The 17,335-nt window shown below is 70.4% G+C and carries 14 protein-coding genes; all 14 read right to left on the bottom strand.

Annotation, left to right across the window (positions count from 1 at the left end; genetic code table 11):
* Positions 1-256: 256 nt before the first annotated feature.
* Positions 257-598: a YggT family protein gene (locus A9310_RS21470; protein WP_065632304.1), complete on the bottom strand. Its 342-nt coding sequence runs from the start codon at positions 596-598 to the stop codon at positions 257-259.
* 56 nt (positions 599-654) lie between these two features.
* Positions 655-1,371: a cell division protein SepF gene (locus A9310_RS21465; RefSeq protein WP_065632303.1), complete on the bottom strand. Its 717-nt coding sequence runs from the start codon at positions 1,369-1,371 to the stop codon at positions 655-657.
* Between the two features lie 113 nt (positions 1,372-1,484).
* On the bottom strand, positions 1,485-2,234 hold the full coding sequence (locus A9310_RS21460; RefSeq protein WP_065632302.1) for a YggS family pyridoxal phosphate-dependent enzyme: 750 nt from the start codon (positions 2,232-2,234) through the stop codon (positions 1,485-1,487).
* 24 nt (positions 2,235-2,258) lie between these two features.
* Positions 2,259-3,002 carry a peptidoglycan editing factor PgeF gene (gene pgeF / locus A9310_RS21455; protein WP_065632301.1) on the bottom strand — a complete coding sequence of 248 codons (744 nt, stop codon included), beginning with the start codon at positions 3,000-3,002 and terminating at the stop codon, positions 2,259-2,261.
* Between the two features lie 8 nt (positions 3,003-3,010).
* Positions 3,011-4,177, bottom strand: a complete 1,167-nt coding sequence (gene ftsZ, locus A9310_RS21450) for a cell division protein FtsZ (RefSeq protein ID WP_058251716.1) — start codon at positions 4,175-4,177, stop codon at positions 3,011-3,013.
* 326 nt (positions 4,178-4,503) lie between these two features.
* Positions 4,504-5,205, bottom strand: coding sequence for a cell division protein FtsQ/DivIB (locus A9310_RS21445; RefSeq protein WP_065632300.1), 702 nt, complete (start codon positions 5,203-5,205; stop codon positions 4,504-4,506).
* Positions 5,202-6,773, bottom strand: a complete 1,572-nt coding sequence (gene murC, locus A9310_RS21440) for a UDP-N-acetylmuramate--L-alanine ligase (protein WP_065632398.1) — start codon at positions 6,771-6,773, stop codon at positions 5,202-5,204. Before murC ends, A9310_RS21445 begins: the two co-directional genes overlap by 4 nt.
* 79 nt (positions 6,774-6,852) lie before the next feature.
* The gene (murG, locus tag A9310_RS21435) at positions 6,853-8,043 is read right to left on the bottom strand and encodes an undecaprenyldiphospho-muramoylpentapeptide beta-N-acetylglucosaminyltransferase (RefSeq protein WP_254661310.1); all 1,191 of its coding nucleotides are present in this window, start codon (positions 8,041-8,043) and stop codon (positions 6,853-6,855) included.
* Between the two features lie 99 nt (positions 8,044-8,142).
* A complete protein-coding gene (gene ftsW / locus A9310_RS21430; protein ID WP_065632298.1) occupies positions 8,143-10,107 on the bottom strand; it encodes a putative lipid II flippase FtsW in 1,965 nt (654 codons plus the stop codon).
* Positions 10,108-10,112: 5 nt separating this feature from the next.
* Positions 10,113-11,696, bottom strand: coding sequence for a UDP-N-acetylmuramoyl-L-alanine--D-glutamate ligase (gene murD, locus A9310_RS21425; RefSeq protein WP_065632297.1), 1,584 nt, complete (start codon positions 11,694-11,696; stop codon positions 10,113-10,115).
* Positions 11,689-12,786, bottom strand: coding sequence for a phospho-N-acetylmuramoyl-pentapeptide-transferase (gene mraY, locus A9310_RS21420; RefSeq protein ID WP_058251712.1), 1,098 nt, complete (start codon positions 12,784-12,786; stop codon positions 11,689-11,691). The genes murD and mraY overlap by 8 nt, the downstream gene beginning before the upstream one ends.
* A 121-nt stretch (positions 12,787-12,907) precedes the next feature.
* Complete coding sequence (locus A9310_RS21415; protein ID WP_065632296.1) at positions 12,908-13,393, bottom strand: UDP-N-acetylmuramoyl-tripeptide--D-alanyl-D-alanine ligase; 486 nt, start codon at positions 13,391-13,393, stop codon at positions 12,908-12,910.
* Positions 13,390-15,036: a UDP-N-acetylmuramoyl-L-alanyl-D-glutamate--2,6-diaminopimelate ligase gene (locus A9310_RS21410; RefSeq protein ID WP_065632295.1), complete on the bottom strand. Its 1,647-nt coding sequence runs from the start codon at positions 15,034-15,036 to the stop codon at positions 13,390-13,392. The genes A9310_RS21415 and A9310_RS21410 overlap by 4 nt, the downstream gene beginning before the upstream one ends.
* 276 nt (positions 15,037-15,312) lie before the next feature.
* On the bottom strand, positions 15,313-17,238 hold the full coding sequence (locus A9310_RS21405) for a penicillin-binding protein 2 (protein ID WP_065632294.1): 1,926 nt from the start codon (positions 17,236-17,238) through the stop codon (positions 15,313-15,315).
* Positions 17,239-17,335 lie beyond the last annotated feature (97 nt).

Below are 17,335 nucleotides of genomic sequence, written 5' to 3'. Positions count from 1 at the left end.
GACCAATACAGGTTGTCACTAACTATTCATACCAGTCAAAAATTGTAACTGGCGTCCAATCCTGTCACACGCGAACCGTTGGTCGCATCTCTGCGATGCGCTGTTGAAATGAAACAGTCATCCGAAGATGACTTATAACCGTAGACCATCTGCCTAACGCGGGGTACCCGCCGCCCGATCGGGTGCGCCCGCCGGGGACGGACCCTTCGTGACGCGCCCTCCGCAAGCTCCGGCCGCTCCTCAGGGAGCAGGGGGATCAGGGGCGGACGAGGTGRCCGGCGATCGCGAGCGACTCGGCCAGGGCGTCGGCGCGTAGGCCGTTGACGATATTCATGCCGATGATCACGACGAGCATCACGATCATGAGCGACAGGTCGAGCCGGATGGGACCGAGTGGGATCGGGGGGAGAACGCGACGCAGCGCCTTGATCGGGGGGTCGGTCACGGTGAAGACCATCTCGATGACGACCACCGCGATCCCGGTGGGGCGCCACTCACGGGCGAAGGTGCGGACCAGTTCGACCACCAGCCGGCCCAGGAGGAGCAACCAGAAGATCAGCAGGATGTAGTACAAGACGCTCAACAAAATCGCAGCCACGCGTCAAGAGTGCCTGAACATCTCGGACGACGGCGAACCGAGGTACCCGACGCCGGTCAGGAGTGGTTGTAGAAGCCCGTCTCGGCGATCTTGCGGCGGTCTTCGGGCGACACGTCGACGTCGGCGGGCGACAGCAGGAACACCTTGGTGGCCACCTTGTCGAACGATCCGCGCAGCGCGAACGCAAGCCCCGCGGCGAAGTCGACGAGGCGCTTGGCGTCGTCGTTGCTCATGTCGACGAGGTCCATGATGACCGGGTTGCCGTCGCGGAAACGCTCCCCGATGGTACGGGCCTCGCTGTAGTCCGACGGGCGCAGCGTGGTGATCTTCTGCAGCGGGCTGTCGGCGAAGACGCGCTCGAGTTCGCGGGGGTCGGCACCCATCGACCGCGGCGCGGTGGCAGCGCGCAGGGCCGCGCTCGACGAACGCTGCAGCGGTTCGAGGCGGGCGGGCGCCCGCATCGGCCCCTCGCCCACCGCGCGACTGCCGGCGTAGGCGAACTCCGCCGCGTACTCCGGGGCCAGGTCGAAGCCGGCATCGTAGTGGCGGTCGGACAGCTCGTCGCGGTACGCGATCTCGTCGCGGTAGCCGGCGTCCCGGAACGACGGCTCGTATCCGGGATCGTAGGAGGAGTCGCCGTAGTAGTCGTCACGGTAGGCGCGCTCACGAGACCGCTCACGCAGCGGCGGGGCCGACTCCTCTAGGTAGTCGTCCTCGTACTCGCTGGGCGGCACCATGCCGAAGTAAGCCTTGAACTTCTGCATCGTGGTCATTGACGGCCTCTCTGGTAGTGCGACGCCGGTTGCTGCCGTGCCGGATGGTGCATCTGTGGTCAGTGAGCTAACTGCGCTTCGTGTGTCACTTGGTTCTCGTGTTACCAATGTGATTACTGAGAGATTAGCGGCCGATCGCCCATGATCGCGGTTCCGACACGCACGCATGTCGAGCCTGCGGCGACCGCCTCCTCCATGTCCCCGGACATGCCCGCGGACAGTTCGGCGGCGTCGAATCGCCCGCGGAACGCCTCGTGGATGCGTGCGGCCTCGGCCATCCAGTGCCCGGGTTCGCCGTCCAGCGGGGCGATGACCATGAGCCCGCGCAACCGCAGTGAGTCGGCCTCGACGACCCGCTCGGCCAGAGCCGGGAGATCGTCTTCGACGACGCCGCCGCGTTGCGGATCGCCGTCGAGGCTGACCTGGAGCAGGATGCCGAGCGGATCGGCGCGCTCCCCCTCGTCGAGTGCCGCGACCGCGGCACTATCCAGGGCGTCGACGACCTTCGGGCGGTCGACGGAGTGCACCGCGCGCGCCCACCGCGCCACCGACCGGGCCTTCTTGGACTGCACCGAACCGATCATGTCGAAGACGGGGACGTCGCCGGGCTCCGGGGACTCCCAGTCCCCCAGCACCTCTGCCACCTTCCGGCCGGCCTCGGGTTCGCGCGACTCGCCGAACGCGCGCTCCCCCAGCTGCAGCAGCCGACGGACGTCATCCGCGGGAAAGAACTTCGTGACCACGAGGAGCTGACAGGAGCCCGCCGGCCGGTGGGCGGCCTCGACCGCGGCGTCGAGGCGCCGACGCACCGCGGCCAACCGTTCCCCCAGCTCGGCGGTGCGCGCATCAGATGACCCGGTCATGTCCCCATCCTTCTCGCCACCGGGTCACTCCCCGAGCGGGCGCCGCTCACCGGGTGCATCGTCATCGGGGTCCATCCAGATGACCGAGGCCAGGCGGCCCGTGGGTGCGCCCCGGCGATGGCTGAACAGGCTCGGGTCGGCGATGGTGTCCCGCGGGTCGACCGCGACTCCGGCGACGCCGGCCTCGAGCAACTGCCGCCGCAAGCCGGCACGCAGGTCGAGACCGGCCGTGCCCTTCTTGGTACGCACGGCGCTGCCCGGCAGATGTTTCTCTACGTCGGCCTGCATGTCGGCGGGCACCTCGTAGTGGTCTCCGCTCGCGGCAGGACCGAGGAAGGCGCCGATGGACCCGATCCGGGCGCCGAGTTCGACCATTGCGCGCAGGGTGGCGGGCACGATGCCGATCCGGGCGCCGACGCGGCCCGCATGGACCCCCGCGATCACACCGGCGTCGTCGTCGCTGAGGAGTACCGGGACGCAGTCGGCGGACAGCACGGCGAGGGCGAGACCGGGCGTGGTCGTGACCAGCGCGTCGGTGGCGGGCACCGGCTCGGGAACCGGTCCGTCGACCACGGTGACGTTGCGACTGTGGATCTGTTCCATCCAGACCACCGACCCGGCCGCCACCCCGATCTGCTCGGCCAGCCGAATCCTGTTCGCCGCCACGGCTTCCGGATCGTCTCCGACGTGATCACCGAGATTGAACGAATCGTACGGTGACACCGAGACCCCGCCGGCACGGGTGGTGATGACACGACGCACCCGCATGCGCGGGCTCAGCGCTTCATGAACGACGGCACGTCGACATCGTCGTCGTCGAGCCGAACGGTGTTGCGGCGGGGCGGCTCCGGCTCCTGCTCGAACGGATCGCCCGCACCCTTCGGCATGTCCCCGAAGAGCGGATCGTTCTTCGGCGGCGACGCCACGGCGCCGGCCTGGCCCTGACCGACCGCGGAACGCCCCGCGGCGGCCGGGACGTCGGTCCGCTTCTTGGGTGAGCCACCGTCGAAGCCGGCGGCGATGACCGTGACCCGGACCTCGTCACCGAGGTTGTCGTCGATCACCGTGCCGAAGATGATGTTGGCGTCCTCGTGCGCGGCCTCCTGCACCTGGGTCGCGGCGTTGTGGATCTCGAACAGGCCCAGGTCGCTGCCACCGGCGATCGAGATCAGCACACCGCGGGCCCCTTCCATCGAGGCCTCGAGCAGCGGCGAGTTGATCGCGGACTCGGCGGCCTTGCGCGCACGCTCCTCGCCGCGGGCCGAACCGATGCCCATCAGCGCGCTGCCGGCATCGCTCATGACGCCCTTGACGTCGGCGAAGTCGACGTTGATCAGGCCCGGCGTGGTGATGAGGTCGGTGATGCCCTGCACGCCGTTGAGGAGCACTTCGTCGGCACTGCGGAACGCGTCCATCAGGCTGACCTGCGCGTCGCCGAGCTGCAGCAGACGGTCGTTGGGGATCACGATCAGGGTGTCGCAGGACTCGCGCAGAGCGGTGATGCCCGCCTCGGCCTGTCCGCCGCGCCGCTTGCCCTCGAAGGCGAACGGCCGGGTGACCACGCCGACGGTGAGCGCACCGAGCTTCCGCGCGATCGACGCGACCACGGGTGCACCACCCGTTCCGGTCCCGCCGCCCTCGCCCGCGGTCACGAAGACCATGTCGGCGCCCTTGAGCAGTTCCTCGATCTCGTCGCGCGCGTCCTCGGCGGCGCGGCGACCGACCTCGGGATCGGCACCGGCGCCGAGACCCCGTGTCGAGTCGCGCCCGACATCGAGCTTGACGTCGGCGTCGCTCATCAACAACGCCTGGGCGTCGGTGTTGATCGCGATGAACTCGACTCCCTTGAGTCCCTGTTCGATCATGCGGTTGACGGCATTCACGCCGCCACCGCCGATGCCGACGACCTTGATGACGGCCAGGTAGTTGTGCGGTGGCGTCATGCGCTCGCCTTCCTTGTGTGGTCGATCTCGTTGTTCGAGTTCTGGTCTCGATATGTCCTGTGTGAACCGGCCGGTCCACGTCCCGCTCGCGACAAACCCTAAACCTGAACCATAGATTTAGAGTTATGTCAAGTAACTCGTTGTGGTGATGACGCTAGGCATCGCGGGCCCCGGTATCCAGATCCGCGCTCGGCGTGTCGGGAAGTCGTGGCGAAATCCGCCGGAACCCTCAGCTTTTCGCCGCCCCACGGGGGTCGTCCGGTTCCGTCACGCGGGTCCGCCTCACCCCGACCGGTGATTTCGGGGTCGGCCGGATCCGGCGTGCGTCACCGATAGGCCGGGAACTCGGGACTCGACACGTTGTACATCCGCGCCTCGCGGGTGAGCAGATGCGTCAGTGTGCGGGCCTTCTCGGCGCCGCGGTCGCTGTCCCCCCACACCACGGTGCGCTTCTCCGACAGCGTGAACTCGATGTCGACCGGCGAGGTCGCGGTCACCCGGATGACCTGCCGCGCCAACGATTCGGGCAAGCCCGCCACCGCCGCGATGGTCTCCCTGGTGGTCGGGTCCGCCGGCCCCGGGTTCGGGGTGTCGAGAACGGGGAGCTTGAGCACCTCGGGCGGGACGCCCTGCGTGCGGTCGTAGTCGAGGAACGCCACCCCGGACTTGTCGAGCACGTGGACGTCGTCGCCGTTGTTCACGATCACGACCGGGACCCGCTCGACGACGGTGATGGTCAGTGACGAGGGGTAACTCCGCTGCACGCGCGCCGATTCGACGGACGGGATGGTGGCGACGCGCTGCGCGACCGCCCGGGTGTCGACCTGCAGCAGCGGGGTGCCCGACGGCACTGCCGCGACCCGCAGGATCTCGTCGGCCGGAATCGACCCGTTGTCGCGGACGTCGGTGCCGCGCACCGACATCAGCGGCGTGAGGTAGGCGATGAGCACCAATCCGACGCCGGCCGCGACCACCATGAGCGTGCCGAGGACCACGCGCGACCGGCGGCGCTGCGGCCAGCGGATCACGACACCCGCCCCGTCCGGCCGTCGGAGTCCGCCGGGCCGTCGGTCGGAGTCGCGCCCGAACCCGTCACGGTGGCGGTGTCGGCGGTCGTCGAGGCCGAGGCCAGGGCGTCGAGGATCTCCGGACCCTGCATGGTGATGTCGCCCGCCCCCAGGGTCAGCACGACATCCCCGGACCGCGCCAGGCGCGCGACCTGCGCGGCCAGCCGCGACAGGTCCGGGGCGAAGGTCCCCGGCACGGTCAGCTTGTCCGAGATCGTGCGACCGCTGACTCCCGGGATCGGGGCCTCACGGGCCCCGTACACATCGGCGACGACGACTGCGTCGGCGAGGTCGAGAGCAGCGGCGAACTCGTCGGCGAACTCGACGGTCCGCGAGTAGAGGTGCGGCTGGAACACCGCGATCACGCGCCCGCGCGAACCGCTCGGCCCGCCGCGGGCGGACACCATGTCCTGCGCCGCCGAGAGCACGGCCCGCACCTCGGTCGGATGATGGGCGTAGTCGTCGATGACCTCGACGCCGCCGCGCCGGCCGCGGAACTCGAAGCGGCGGTGGACACCGCCGAACGCGCCGATCCCGGCCACGATGCCATCGAGCCGCCCGGCCCCGGTCGATGCGTCGGATGTTGCGACGCCGAGCTGCGCACCCACCCTGGCGGCACCGATCACCGCGGCGATCGCGTTGAGCGCCATGTGCTCGCCCGGGAGCGGGAGGACGATCGGTCGATCCTCGACATCCGGGCAGAGCGGCGAGGTGAACCGGACCGTGGCGGCTCCGCCGCCTCCGCGCGGCTGCCAGGACGTCATGGTCGCGACGTTGCGGACGGTCGGCGCCAGCGCGGCGTGGGTCCCCCGTCCGTAACCGAGGACCTCCACCCCGCGCGCGGTGAGCGACTCGGCGACGCGGCCGGCCAGGGCGGCCGAGCCCGGGTCGTCGAGGCACACGACGAGCGACCCGCCGCCCGCGATGCGCGCGACGAACCGGTCGAACACCTCGACATATGCCTCGATGGAACCGAAGAAGTCGAGGTGGTCGGCGTCGATGTTGGTGACGACGACGACGTCGGGTGTGTACTCCAGCAGCGAGCCGTCGCTCTCGTCGGCCTCGGCGACGAAGATCGGGTCGCCACCGTGGTGGGCGTTGGTCCCCGACTCGTTCAGCTCGCCGCCGATCGCGAACGACGGGTCGGTCCCGGCATGCTGCAGCGCGACGACCGCCATCGAGGTCGTGGAGGTCTTGCCGTGGGTGCCGGCGATCAGCAGGCTGCGCTGACCCGCCATCAGCTGGGCCAGGACGCGCGGTCGCAGGAGAATCGGGATGCCGCGCGACCGTGCCGCCACGAGTTCGGGATTGGTCTTCGGGATCGCGGCGTGAGTGGTCACCACGACAGACGGGCCACCGGGGATCTGGTCGAGCGCCGACGGATCGTGCCCGACCTGCACCCGGGCGCCRCGGGTCCGGAGTTCGAGGATGCCGCGACTGTTCTTGGCATCCGACCCCGACACCTGTCCCCCGCGGGCCAGCAGAATCCGGGCCAGCCCCGACATCCCGGCGCCGCCGATGCCGACCATGTGGACGCGGCTCAGTTCAGCGGGCAGCGACCCCGGAGCCGACGCCGCCTCGTCCCTCTCCGTCGCTTCGCTCACGGCGTCATCGTTCACGGGCCGACCTCCCACCGCGACGACGTCCAGCCCGGAAATCCTGCGCGAGTTCGATGGCGGCGGTGGCCACCGCCGCCGCGGCGTCCCGATGCCCGGTGCCCGCGGCAGCGATCGACATCTCGTGCAGCCGAGCCGAATCCGTCAGCAGCGCAGGCACTTCGCGGGCAACCCAGTCCGCGTCCACCGTCGCATCGTCGACGAGCAGTCCCCCGCCCGCCTCCACGACCGGGAGCGCATTCAGTCGTTGTTCGCCGTTCCCGTGCGGCAGCGGGACATAGATCGCGGGCAACCCGGTCGCCGACACCTCGGCGACGGTCATCGCGCCGGACCGGCACATCACGAGATCCGCGGCGGCGTACGCGAGATCCATCCGTTTGAGATACCCGACGGCGCGGTAGGGCGGCGCGTCATCGACGACGGCGGGGTCGATCGAGTTCTTGGGACCGTATGCGTGCAGCACGCCGATGCCGGCCTCACCCAATGTCTTCGCCGCGCCCGACACGGCGTCGTTGAGTCGTTGCGCGCCCTGCGAGCCGCCGAAGACGAGCAGCGTCGGAGCGTCGTCGTCGAGTCCGAAGTAGTGGCGCGCCTTCGCCCGCAGGGCGGGCCGGTCCAGTTCGGCGAGGACACCGCGCACCGGGATTCCGACGACCGTCGCATCGAGCCCGGAACCGTCGACCGCCGCCAGGACCCGATCGGCGAAGCGGGCACCGACCTTGTTGGCGATGCCGGCCGAGGCATTGGCCTCATGGATGACGATCGGGATCCGATTGCGTCGGCGCAGGTGCATCTGCGCCGCGAGGTACGCCGGCACCGAGACGTAACCACCGAAACCGATGACCACGTCGGCGTCCACCTCGTCGAGAACCTTGCGGGTGGCGGCCACCGAACCCAGCAGACGACCGGGGGTGCGCGCCAGGTCGAGGCCGGGTTTGCGCGGCAACGGCACCGGCGGGATCAGCTGCAGGTCGTATCCGCGTTCCGGGACGAGATCGACTTCGAGGCCCCGACTCGTACCCAGCGCCGTGATACGGGCCGTCGGATCGATGCGGCTGACCGCGTCGGCGACGGCGAGGGCGGGTTCGATGTGACCGGCCGTGCCGCCGCCTGCGACGACCACCGACAACGGCCGGCCGCTCGGCCGTCCGGTCGTATCAGCTTGTACCGCACCCGAACTCACCGGCGTCGTCACTCCATTTCAGCTTTCGATCTCATTCGCGGGCTCCCGGCCGGGAGATCTCCCGTCGTGGGCCCGCACCTCAGCCGCTCCCACCGCCGGTCACCGACGGCCGGCGCCGCGTACATTCGGCCCGCTCGCTCCGCTCCCGGCGCCGCGTACATACGGCCCGCTCGCTCCGCTCCCGGCGCCGCGTACATACGACCCGCTCCCCCGATACCCGACACCGTAGTCGACGCCGCTCCGCGAAGAAGTCCCCGGCCGGACCCGCCCGCGCGGGACACCCGCCCGGCCGGAGGCCGCCGACCGGGCCCCTCGGGTGTCGCCGGCACCGGATCGCGTCGACGACCGGCCCTGCCGCCGATCGTCCCGCGCGGACTGCGACGACGGGGCGGCACGCCGCTGCGACGTCTCGGCGGCACGCCGCCAGGGCAACGGGAGGCGTCGACGGCCACGTCCGGCATCGGCCGACGGCGCGGGCCCGCTCGGCGGACGGCGACGCGACTGCGGTCCTCGGCCGCCGCGACCCGCACCGGCCGTCGGACGCGGACCGGCCGTGCGGCGCTGGTCCAGTCGATCGCGCAGCGACTCCGCCCGTGTCTGCCGGTAGGCCACCGGCGTCGGCAGGCGCAGCCACCGTGCGACGCGGCTCGGCGACCCGCCGGTGAGCGTGGCGACCGCCTCGGGTTCGTGCCTCGCGGCGTTGGCGAGCAGACCGAGCATCGCGAGGACGGTGAGCGTCGACGTGCCGCCGGCCGAGATCAGCGGCAGCTGGATCCCGGTCACCGGCAGCAATCCGATGACGTAGCCGATGTTGATGAACGCCTGCGCGGTGATCAGCACCGTGATGGTCGCCGACATCAGGCGCAGGAAGGGATCGGTCGACCGGGATGCGATCCGGAAGCCGATGTAGGCGAGGACGACGAACAGGAACACCACCATGAGCCCGCCGAGCAGCCCGAGCTCCTCGCCGATGATCGCGAAGATGAAGTCGTTGTGCGCGTTCGGCAGATAGTTCCACTTGGCACTCGACTGGCCGAGGCCCACGCCGAAGACCCCGCCGTTGGCGAGCGCGTAGGTCGCCTGGCGCGCCTGATAGCCGGCGCCCTGCGGGTCATCGACGTTGCCGAGGAAGCTCATCACGCGCTGCGAGCGGTAGCCCTCGGCCAGGGCGAGGATCACGGCGAGCGCGATGCCGGACACCGCGAACGAGACGAAGACCTTGACCGGCAGTCCCGCGAACCACAACAGCGCACCGACGATGATCGCGATGGTGATCGTCGTCGACAGGTTCGGCTCGAGGATGATGAGCAGGCACACGAGCATGGCCACCGGGACGAGCGGGACCAGCAGCTCGCGCAGCGAGGCGTTGTCCCGTCGGCGCGAGGCCAGCAGGTGCGCACCCCAAATGCACAACGCGACCTTCACCAGCTCCGACGGCTGCACCGACAGGCCGTAGATGACGAACCAGCGGCGCGCGCCCTGACTGAGCGTGCCCACGCCGGGGATGAGGACCAGCGCCAGCAGCACCACCGCGACGAACATCGCCGGAGCGGCGAACCGTCGGAGCAACCGCACCGGAATCCGCAGCATGAAGTAGAAGACCACCAGGCCGAGCAGGGCGAAGATCACCTGCGTGGCGAACAGCCCGTACGCCGATCCCTCTTTGGAATACCCCTCGACCGACGACGCCGAGAGGACCATCACCAGGCCGAATGTGGTGAGCAGGAACGACATCGTGAGGATCAGCTGATAGGACGCCAGCGGACGCGCCAACAGGTTGCGGATGGCGTCGAGCACGATCGCGGGGATCGACGCGGCAGTCGCTGCTGCCGCACCCGCGGAGCGGCCCGAGGCGTCGTCCCGTGCCGACCTGGCGCCGGTGCCGCGCTTCACGCCCGGCCGTTCGTCTCTCGTGCGCGTCCGGCCACCGGTGTCCCCGCCGGTCTCGACATCAGCGCTCCCGTTGTCGGCAGCGACACCATCATCTCCGACGCCGTCGAGACCGCTGCGGTCGTCGGCATCGTCGACGGGGTCGTTGTCCGCGGCCGGGTTGCGGCTGCTCATCCGACTCAGCGTCCGGTGTCGGGCGAGCCGGCGATCCGACGCGCGGCGGCGGCGAAAGCGTCACCGCGCGCGCCGTATCCGGCGAACATGTCCAGCGAGGCCGCCGCGGGTGCGAGCAGCACGGCGTCGGGCGCGGACGGGCTCGCCTCCGCGAGCACCCACGCCTCCTCGACGGCCCGGTCCATGACCGCCACCGATGTCGAGGAGCCCGTCCCCGGGAGATCAACTGCTGAGGCTTGGGGACCGGCCTGTCCCGGACGATGCGCGTTCACCGTGCCATCGTCCCCTGTGAATACTGTGACTGTTGGGACTTCTGGGGCGTGTCGCGCGATCGCCTCGATCACCAGGTCCCGGTCGCGGCCGATCGCGACCACCCCGGCCAGCCGACTGCCCACCGCGGTGAGCATCTCATCCATCGACGCACCCTTGAGCAGACCGCCCGCGATCAGGACGACCCGATCGAAGGCGGCGACCGCCGCCTGGGCGGCGTGGGGGTTGGTGGCTTTCGAGTCGTCGACGAAGTCGATCCCGTCCCGCGAGGCGACGACTTCGCCGCGATGACCGGCCGGCCGGAAGGACGCCAGCCCTGCCCGTATCGCCTCCGGCCCGATGCCGGCCGCGAGCGCGAGAGCCGACGCGGCCAGCGCATCGGCGACACCCGACGGTCCGGCCGGGCGCACCTCGTCGGCGTCATACAACCGGCCCGCGTCGAAGGCGCGGTCGATCAGCACACCGTCCGCGACGCCGAGTTGTCCGGGCTGCGGCTCGCGCAGCGTGAAACCGATGCGGCGGCCCGCGGCGGGCAGGCCGGACGCGACCGGGTCGTCGAGTCCGACGACACTCACCGCACCGCGCAGCGCTCCCGCCTTGGCAAGTGCGTACGCCTCGAAGGTCCCGTGCCAGTCGAGGTGATCCTCGGCCACGTTGAGCACGACTCCCGCATGCGGACGGACCGACGGCGCCCAATGCAGCTGAAATGACGACAGTTCGGCGCACAGCACGTCCACCCTGGGCTCGGCCTGCATCGCGTCGAGCACCGGGAGCCCGATGTTGCCACAGGCCGCACCCCTGCGGCCCGACGCCTCGACGATCCCGGCGAGCATCGACGTGGTCGTCGTCTTGCCGTTGGTGCCGGTCACGACAAGCCAGGTGCGTGGTTCGCCCAGCAGTCCCGCGACGTCCACGCGCCAGGCCAGTTCGACCTCGCCCCAGACCGGTACGCCGGCGGCGGCCGCGGCCGCCACCAGGTGGTGGGTGGGCGCGAAGCCGGGTGACACGATCACGACCTTGGCCGTCGCCAGTCGCCCGGGACCGGTGAGCAGACCCGCGACGGCGACCGGTTCGACGCCCTGCGACATCAGTTCGGTGACCCCGGCGACCGCCGCGGCCGCGGCGTTCCGGTCGACGGGCGGCGCGTCAGCACCGGCGAACCGGTCGTCGGCGAGCAGGACATGCGCGCCGAGCGTCACCAGGAACCGGGTGGCGGACAACCCCGCGGTCCCGGCCCCGCCGACCACGACGGTCCGGCCGGCCAGGGCGCGCGGGTCGGGCCCCCCGGGGGTCGGACTCGCTTCCGGCTGATCAGCCATTGGTGGTCAGGAACTCGCCGTAGAACAGCGACAGGCCGAGCGCACAGGCGATGGCGGTGAGCAACCAGAATCTGATGATCACCGTGGTCTCCGCCCAGCCACCGAGTTCGAAGTGGTGATGGAACGGCGCCATCCGGAACACGCGACGACCGGTGGTCCGGAAGAAGGCGATCTGGATCACCACCGACATGATCTCGGCGACGAACAGCGCGCCGATCACGACCGCGAGCAACTCCGTTCGCGTGGTGATCGACAGACCGGCGAGCATGCCGCCGAGGGCGAGCGAGCCGGTGTCGCCCATGAAGATCTTGGCGGGCGCCGCATTCCACCAGAGGAAGCCGAGGCACGCTCCACCGCCGGCCACGGCGATGAGCGCGAGATCGAGGGGGTCACGGACCTGGTAGCAGCCGGTGGGGATCTCGCTCGGCGGTTTCGCGCCGCCCGCACAGGCGTTGACGAACTGGAAGAAGGTGACCAGGACGTAGGAGCCCAGGACCATCGCCATGGAGCCGGCGGCCAGGCCGTCGAGCCCGTCGGTGAAGTTCACCGCGTTCGACCAGGCCGCGACCACCAGCCAGCAGAACACCACGAACACGACCGACCCGAGCGTGATCGCATCGATGTCGCGGACGTAGGACAGGTTCGTGCTCGCCGGCGTGTAGCCGTAGTCGTTGCGGAACTGCAGCACCAGGATGCCGAAGAGGATGGCGGCGATGAACTGCCCGATCGACTTCGCGGTCTTGTTCAGACCGAGATTGCGATGCTTGCGGATCTTGATGATGTCGTCGAGGAACCCGACGACGCCCAACGCGGTCGCCAGCCCCAGGACGAGCAGTCCGGAGGCGGTCGGCCCGTTCCCGGCGTCGGTGAAGACCCCGACGAGGTGGGCGCCGAAATAGCCGGCCCAGAGGGCGGCCAGGATCGCGACGCCGCCCATCGACGGGGTCCCGCGCTTGGTCTGGTGGCTCTGCGGGCCCTCGACCCGGATCTCCTGCCCGAAGCCCTGCCGGGAGAACACCTTGATGAGGACCGGCGTCAGCAGGATCGACACCGCGATCGCGATCGCCCCCGCGAGGAGTATCTGTGTCACCGCGTTGCCCCCGCATCCTCTCCGTACGCGACCGGTCTGTTCCCGGCCGCGATCTTCCCGAACCTGCCTGACACCCCGCGGCGGAGCGGCATCGTCGGCCCACTCACGCCCGCGCGAGCGCTCACGGTGCCGCCTCGTCGGCGGCCGTCGCGTCGACGACCCGCCATCCGCCCCGCTCGGACCACGCGGTGATCACCGAGTCGAGATCGGCGCCGGCCGCGGCCAGCAGGATGACGTCGCCGGCGGCGGGCCGCCAGTCCGGTTCGGTGTCGGCGAGTCGGGCGGCGGCGTCGACGGACTCGACGATGCGCGCCTCGTCACCCCACGAACCCTCCATGACCGCGCCCTGGTGCAGCGCGTGCACCGATCGTGAATCCCCCACGCAGAGAGTCTTGTCGACAGCCAGCCGGACCGCCAGGCGACCCAGCAGATCGTGTTCGACGACGCGCTGGTTCTCGGTCAGGCCGGCCGGCGAGGCCAGCTCGGCGATGACCGCCCAGGTGCGGCCGGCGCCGGCAGACTCGGCGAGGCGCCGGATCAGCCGGCGGGCGTCGTCGACCGACACCGGCGCATCGCCGCGGATGACCGTGACCGCTCCGGTGGTCATCGTTCGCTCTCCGTGACCGCACCCGGAGCCTCGGCTGCGCGGGACTCGAGCGCACGGGCGACGACCTCCCGATCGTCGAACGGATGCTTCACGCCGTCGATCTCCTGTCCTGCCTCGTGTCCCTTGCCGGCGACCAGCACGATGTCGCCGGGTCGTGCCCAGGCGACGGCCGCCKCGATCGCGGCGGCGCGATCGCCGATCTCCCGGATCGGTTCCGCGCCGCGGGGGCGCTCGGTTCCGGGCACGGCCTGTGCACCGGCGAGCACCTCGGCCCGGATCGCACCCGGGTCCTCGGTACGCGGGTTGTCGTCGGTCACGACCACGAGTTCGGCACCACGCGCGGCCGCCTCCCCCATCAGCGGTCGCTTCCCGGTGTCGCGATCGCCGCCGGCACCGACGACGATGGCCACCCGTCCGGTCGTCTGCCCGCGCAGTGTCGCCAGCACCGCCTCGATCGCGCCCGGCTTGTGCGCGTAGTCGACGAGGGCCAGGAACGGCTGTCCACGATCGATGCGCTGTAGGCGTCCCGGCACGCTCACCGACGCGACCGCCTCGAGCGCGGTCGGCACCGGCACCCCGGCGGCGTGTGCCACGGCGACGGCCAGGAGCCCGTTGGCCACGTTGTACCGGCCGGGTAACGGGATGAGGAGCTCGTGCTCGCCGTCCGGCTCGGTGAACGGGGTGCGTGACGAGCCGTCGGCGGCGACCGACGACTCACCCGCATGCCAGTGGGCCGACGTCGGCCCGGTGGACACCAGGACCGGTTGCAGATGGGCGGCCTCGCCCGGCCGCCGGGCGAGCTCGGCCATTCGCCGACCCCACTCGTCGTCGACGCACACGACCGCCCGGACCGCGTGCGTCGGGGCGGACGGGACGAACAACTGGGCCTTCGCGTCGAAGTAGGCGCGCATCGTGAGGTGGAAGTCGAGGTGGTCCTGCGAGAGGTTGGTGAACGCGCCGATCGCGAAATGCGCACCGTCGACACGACCGAGCGCCAGCGCGTGACTCGACACCTCCATGACGACGATGTCGACGCCGTCCTCGAGCATCGCCGCGAGCAGGGCCTGCAGGGTCGGCGCCTCCGGCGTGGTCAGCGAACTCGGTTGGGCGACGCCGTTCACGCGGGTCTCGACGGTGCCGATGAGCCCGACCGAGTGCCCGGCGGCCAGTAGAGCGGCCTCGACCAGATAGGACGTGGTGGTCTTGCCCGACGTGCCGGTGATGCCGATCAGCTTGAGTCGCTGGGACGGATTGCCGTACACGCGGGCGCTGACATTGCCGAGAACCGTGCGTGGAGCGGGATGGATGAGGACCGCGACGGCCGTCTCCGGCGGCAGGACGCGAGCCAGTTCGGCCCGGCCGGCGGGGTCGGTGAGGATGGCCGTCGCACCCGCCGCCACGGCCTGATCGGCGAACTTCGCGCCGTGCGTGCTGGCCCCGGGCAGTGCGGCGAACAGGTCACCGGGCCGGACGTCCTGTGCGCGCAGGACGACCCCGGTCACCTGGGTCTCGGCGTCGGCGCCGCCGACCAGGTCGAGTCGGGCCCCGGTGGCGGTGGACAACACGGACACCGGCGTCGGCGTGACATGACGCGGACGGATGGGTCCGCCACTCCGGTCGGGTGATGGTCGACGAGACGCCATCGGTGCTCCTCGCCTCCTCGGTTCTTCTCTCGGCGTTTCCCACGGGCGAGCGGACATGCTCGCTCCTCGGGACTGTGCTGGTCGTGCGGGACTGCTCGGTACGGGTGTCGGTGTCAGGACGTCGGACCGGGCTGTGCCGCGAGGTGCGTCGGTGCCTCGTCGGGAGGCGCAGAATCGCACTCACGATACCGACCCGCCCCGACGCCACGGCACACGGTGCGCCCGTGGCCGAACCTGTCCGGGTGCCCGGCTGATCGGCGACCGACGCCGCGGGCGCTACCGCGCGGTCAGGGTCAGGCGCGGCGTCGGCGCGGACAGCGGCACCTGGGCGCGCTGGAGCATCCACGACGTGATGGTGGAGAACAGCGGGGCCGCCGACTGACCGCCCGACCCGTCGGAACTGCGCCGTGGGTTGTCGAGCATGATCCCGACGACGTAGCGCGGGTTGTCGGCCGGGGCGATGCCCGCGAACGTGATGTTGTACCGCGAGTTCGAGTAGCACCCACAGGATGGATCGACCTGCTGCGCGGTGCCGGTCTTGCCGCTCACCTGGTAGCCGTCGACGGCCGCCTTGGTCCCGGTGCCCTGTTGCTCACCGGTCGGGTCGTCCTGCACCACCGACCGGAACATGTCCCGGACGGTGCGGGCGGTGGACTCGCTCACCACCCGGACGGGTTGGGGCCGCGCCCGGTCGTCGGGCGCCGACCCGTCCCGCTGCTCCGACGCCAGGATGCGCGGCGGAATGCGCAGGCCGTCGTTGGCGATCGCCTGGTACATCGCGGTCATCTGCAACAGCGACATCGAAAGGCCCTGTCCGATGGGCAGGTTGGCGAACGAACCACCCGACCACTGACTCAGGGCGGGAACCTCTCCCGCGCTCTCCGCGGGCAGGCCGACCCCGGTTCGCTGACCGAGACCGAATTTCTTGACCATGTCGGCGAAGCGCTCCTCACCGATCCGCTGCGCGAGCATCAGGGTGCCGACGTTCGACGACTTACCGAAGATGCCGGTGGTCGTGTAGGGCTCGACCCCGTGCTCCCAGGCGTCGCGCACCGTCACCCCTGCCATCCGGATGCTGCCCGGAACGCGGTGCACCGTCTCGGGCCGGGTGATGCCGTATTCGACGGCGGCCGCGGCGGCGATGAGCTTGTTGACCGAACCCGGCTCGAACGGAGAGGTGACGGCGGGGTTGCCCAGCTCGGCATCGGGCTGCTCGGACAACGGGATGGATGCGTTGAACGTCCCGTCGTTCGCCATCGCCAGCACCTCACCGGTCTTGGCATCGAGCACCACGGCCGACGCGCCCTGCGCACCCGATGCCTGCTTGGCCTTCATGACCTGGCTCTGGACGAACCACTGGATGTCGGAGTCGAGGGTGAGGCGCACCGTCGCCCCGTTGAGAGCCGGATGCACGTTGCGCATACTGCCGGGGATGACGGCCCCGTCCGATCCCCGATCGTAGGTCCGCGAGCCGTCGGTCCCGGACAGGATCGAGTCCAGCGACGCCTCGAGCCCGATGAGTCCGTTGCCGTCGTAGTTCACGTCGCCGACCACGTTCGCCGCCAGCGACCCACCCGGGTACAGGCGGATGCTCTGCGGGTCGGCACCGACCTCCGGGAAGTCCTCGGTGATCCGGGACGCGACGTCGGGGCTCACGGACCGCGCGAGGTACACGAAAGTGTCCTCGCCGGTGACCTTCTCGAGGAGATCCTCCTCGCTGATCGAACCACCGAGGGCCACCGACACCCCCTTCGCGATCTCCTCGAGCCTGGTCTCGACGTCGGGAAGCGCGGGGTTCTTGCGGTGCTCTTCCTCGATCGTCTTGCGAACGGCCTTGGGCAGGAACGTCAACGACCGCGCTTCGTCGGTGTAGGCCAGCGGGCGCCCGTTGCGGTCGAGGATCGCACCGCGCTTGGCGGTGAGGACCTGCGTGTACTCGCGCTGCTGTGCGGCCTCGGCAGAGATCGAACTCGCCTGCACCGTGTGGACGACGATCATCTTGACCGCGACGGCGAGAACGACCAGCAGGACCACCACGCCGGCCGCGCGCGCACGGAAGACGAAACCCTGCGGCCCACGGCCGTTCCGCCCGCCGGGCCCCTTCCGATCCGATCCTCCCGACCCCGCTCCGGGTCCACGCCCGGGCCGGCGTCCCGGACGCGACGGGCCGGCGCCGAGCCGCTCGAAGGTCGCACGTGTCATGGTCGTCAATTGTTCACCGCTTCAACGTGGTTACCCCGGATTTGACCCCGGCGGGTTGGAGATGGCGCCGGAGATCCAGCGCACTTCGAAAGCGCGG

Source organism: Gordonia sp. UCD-TK1, assembly GCF_001691435.1.
Lineage (GTDB): Bacteria > Actinomycetota > Actinomycetes > Mycobacteriales > Mycobacteriaceae > Gordonia > Gordonia hongkongensis.
The sequence above is the reverse complement of the archived record's forward strand: the minus strand, read 5'-3'. Positions and strand labels throughout refer to the sequence as shown.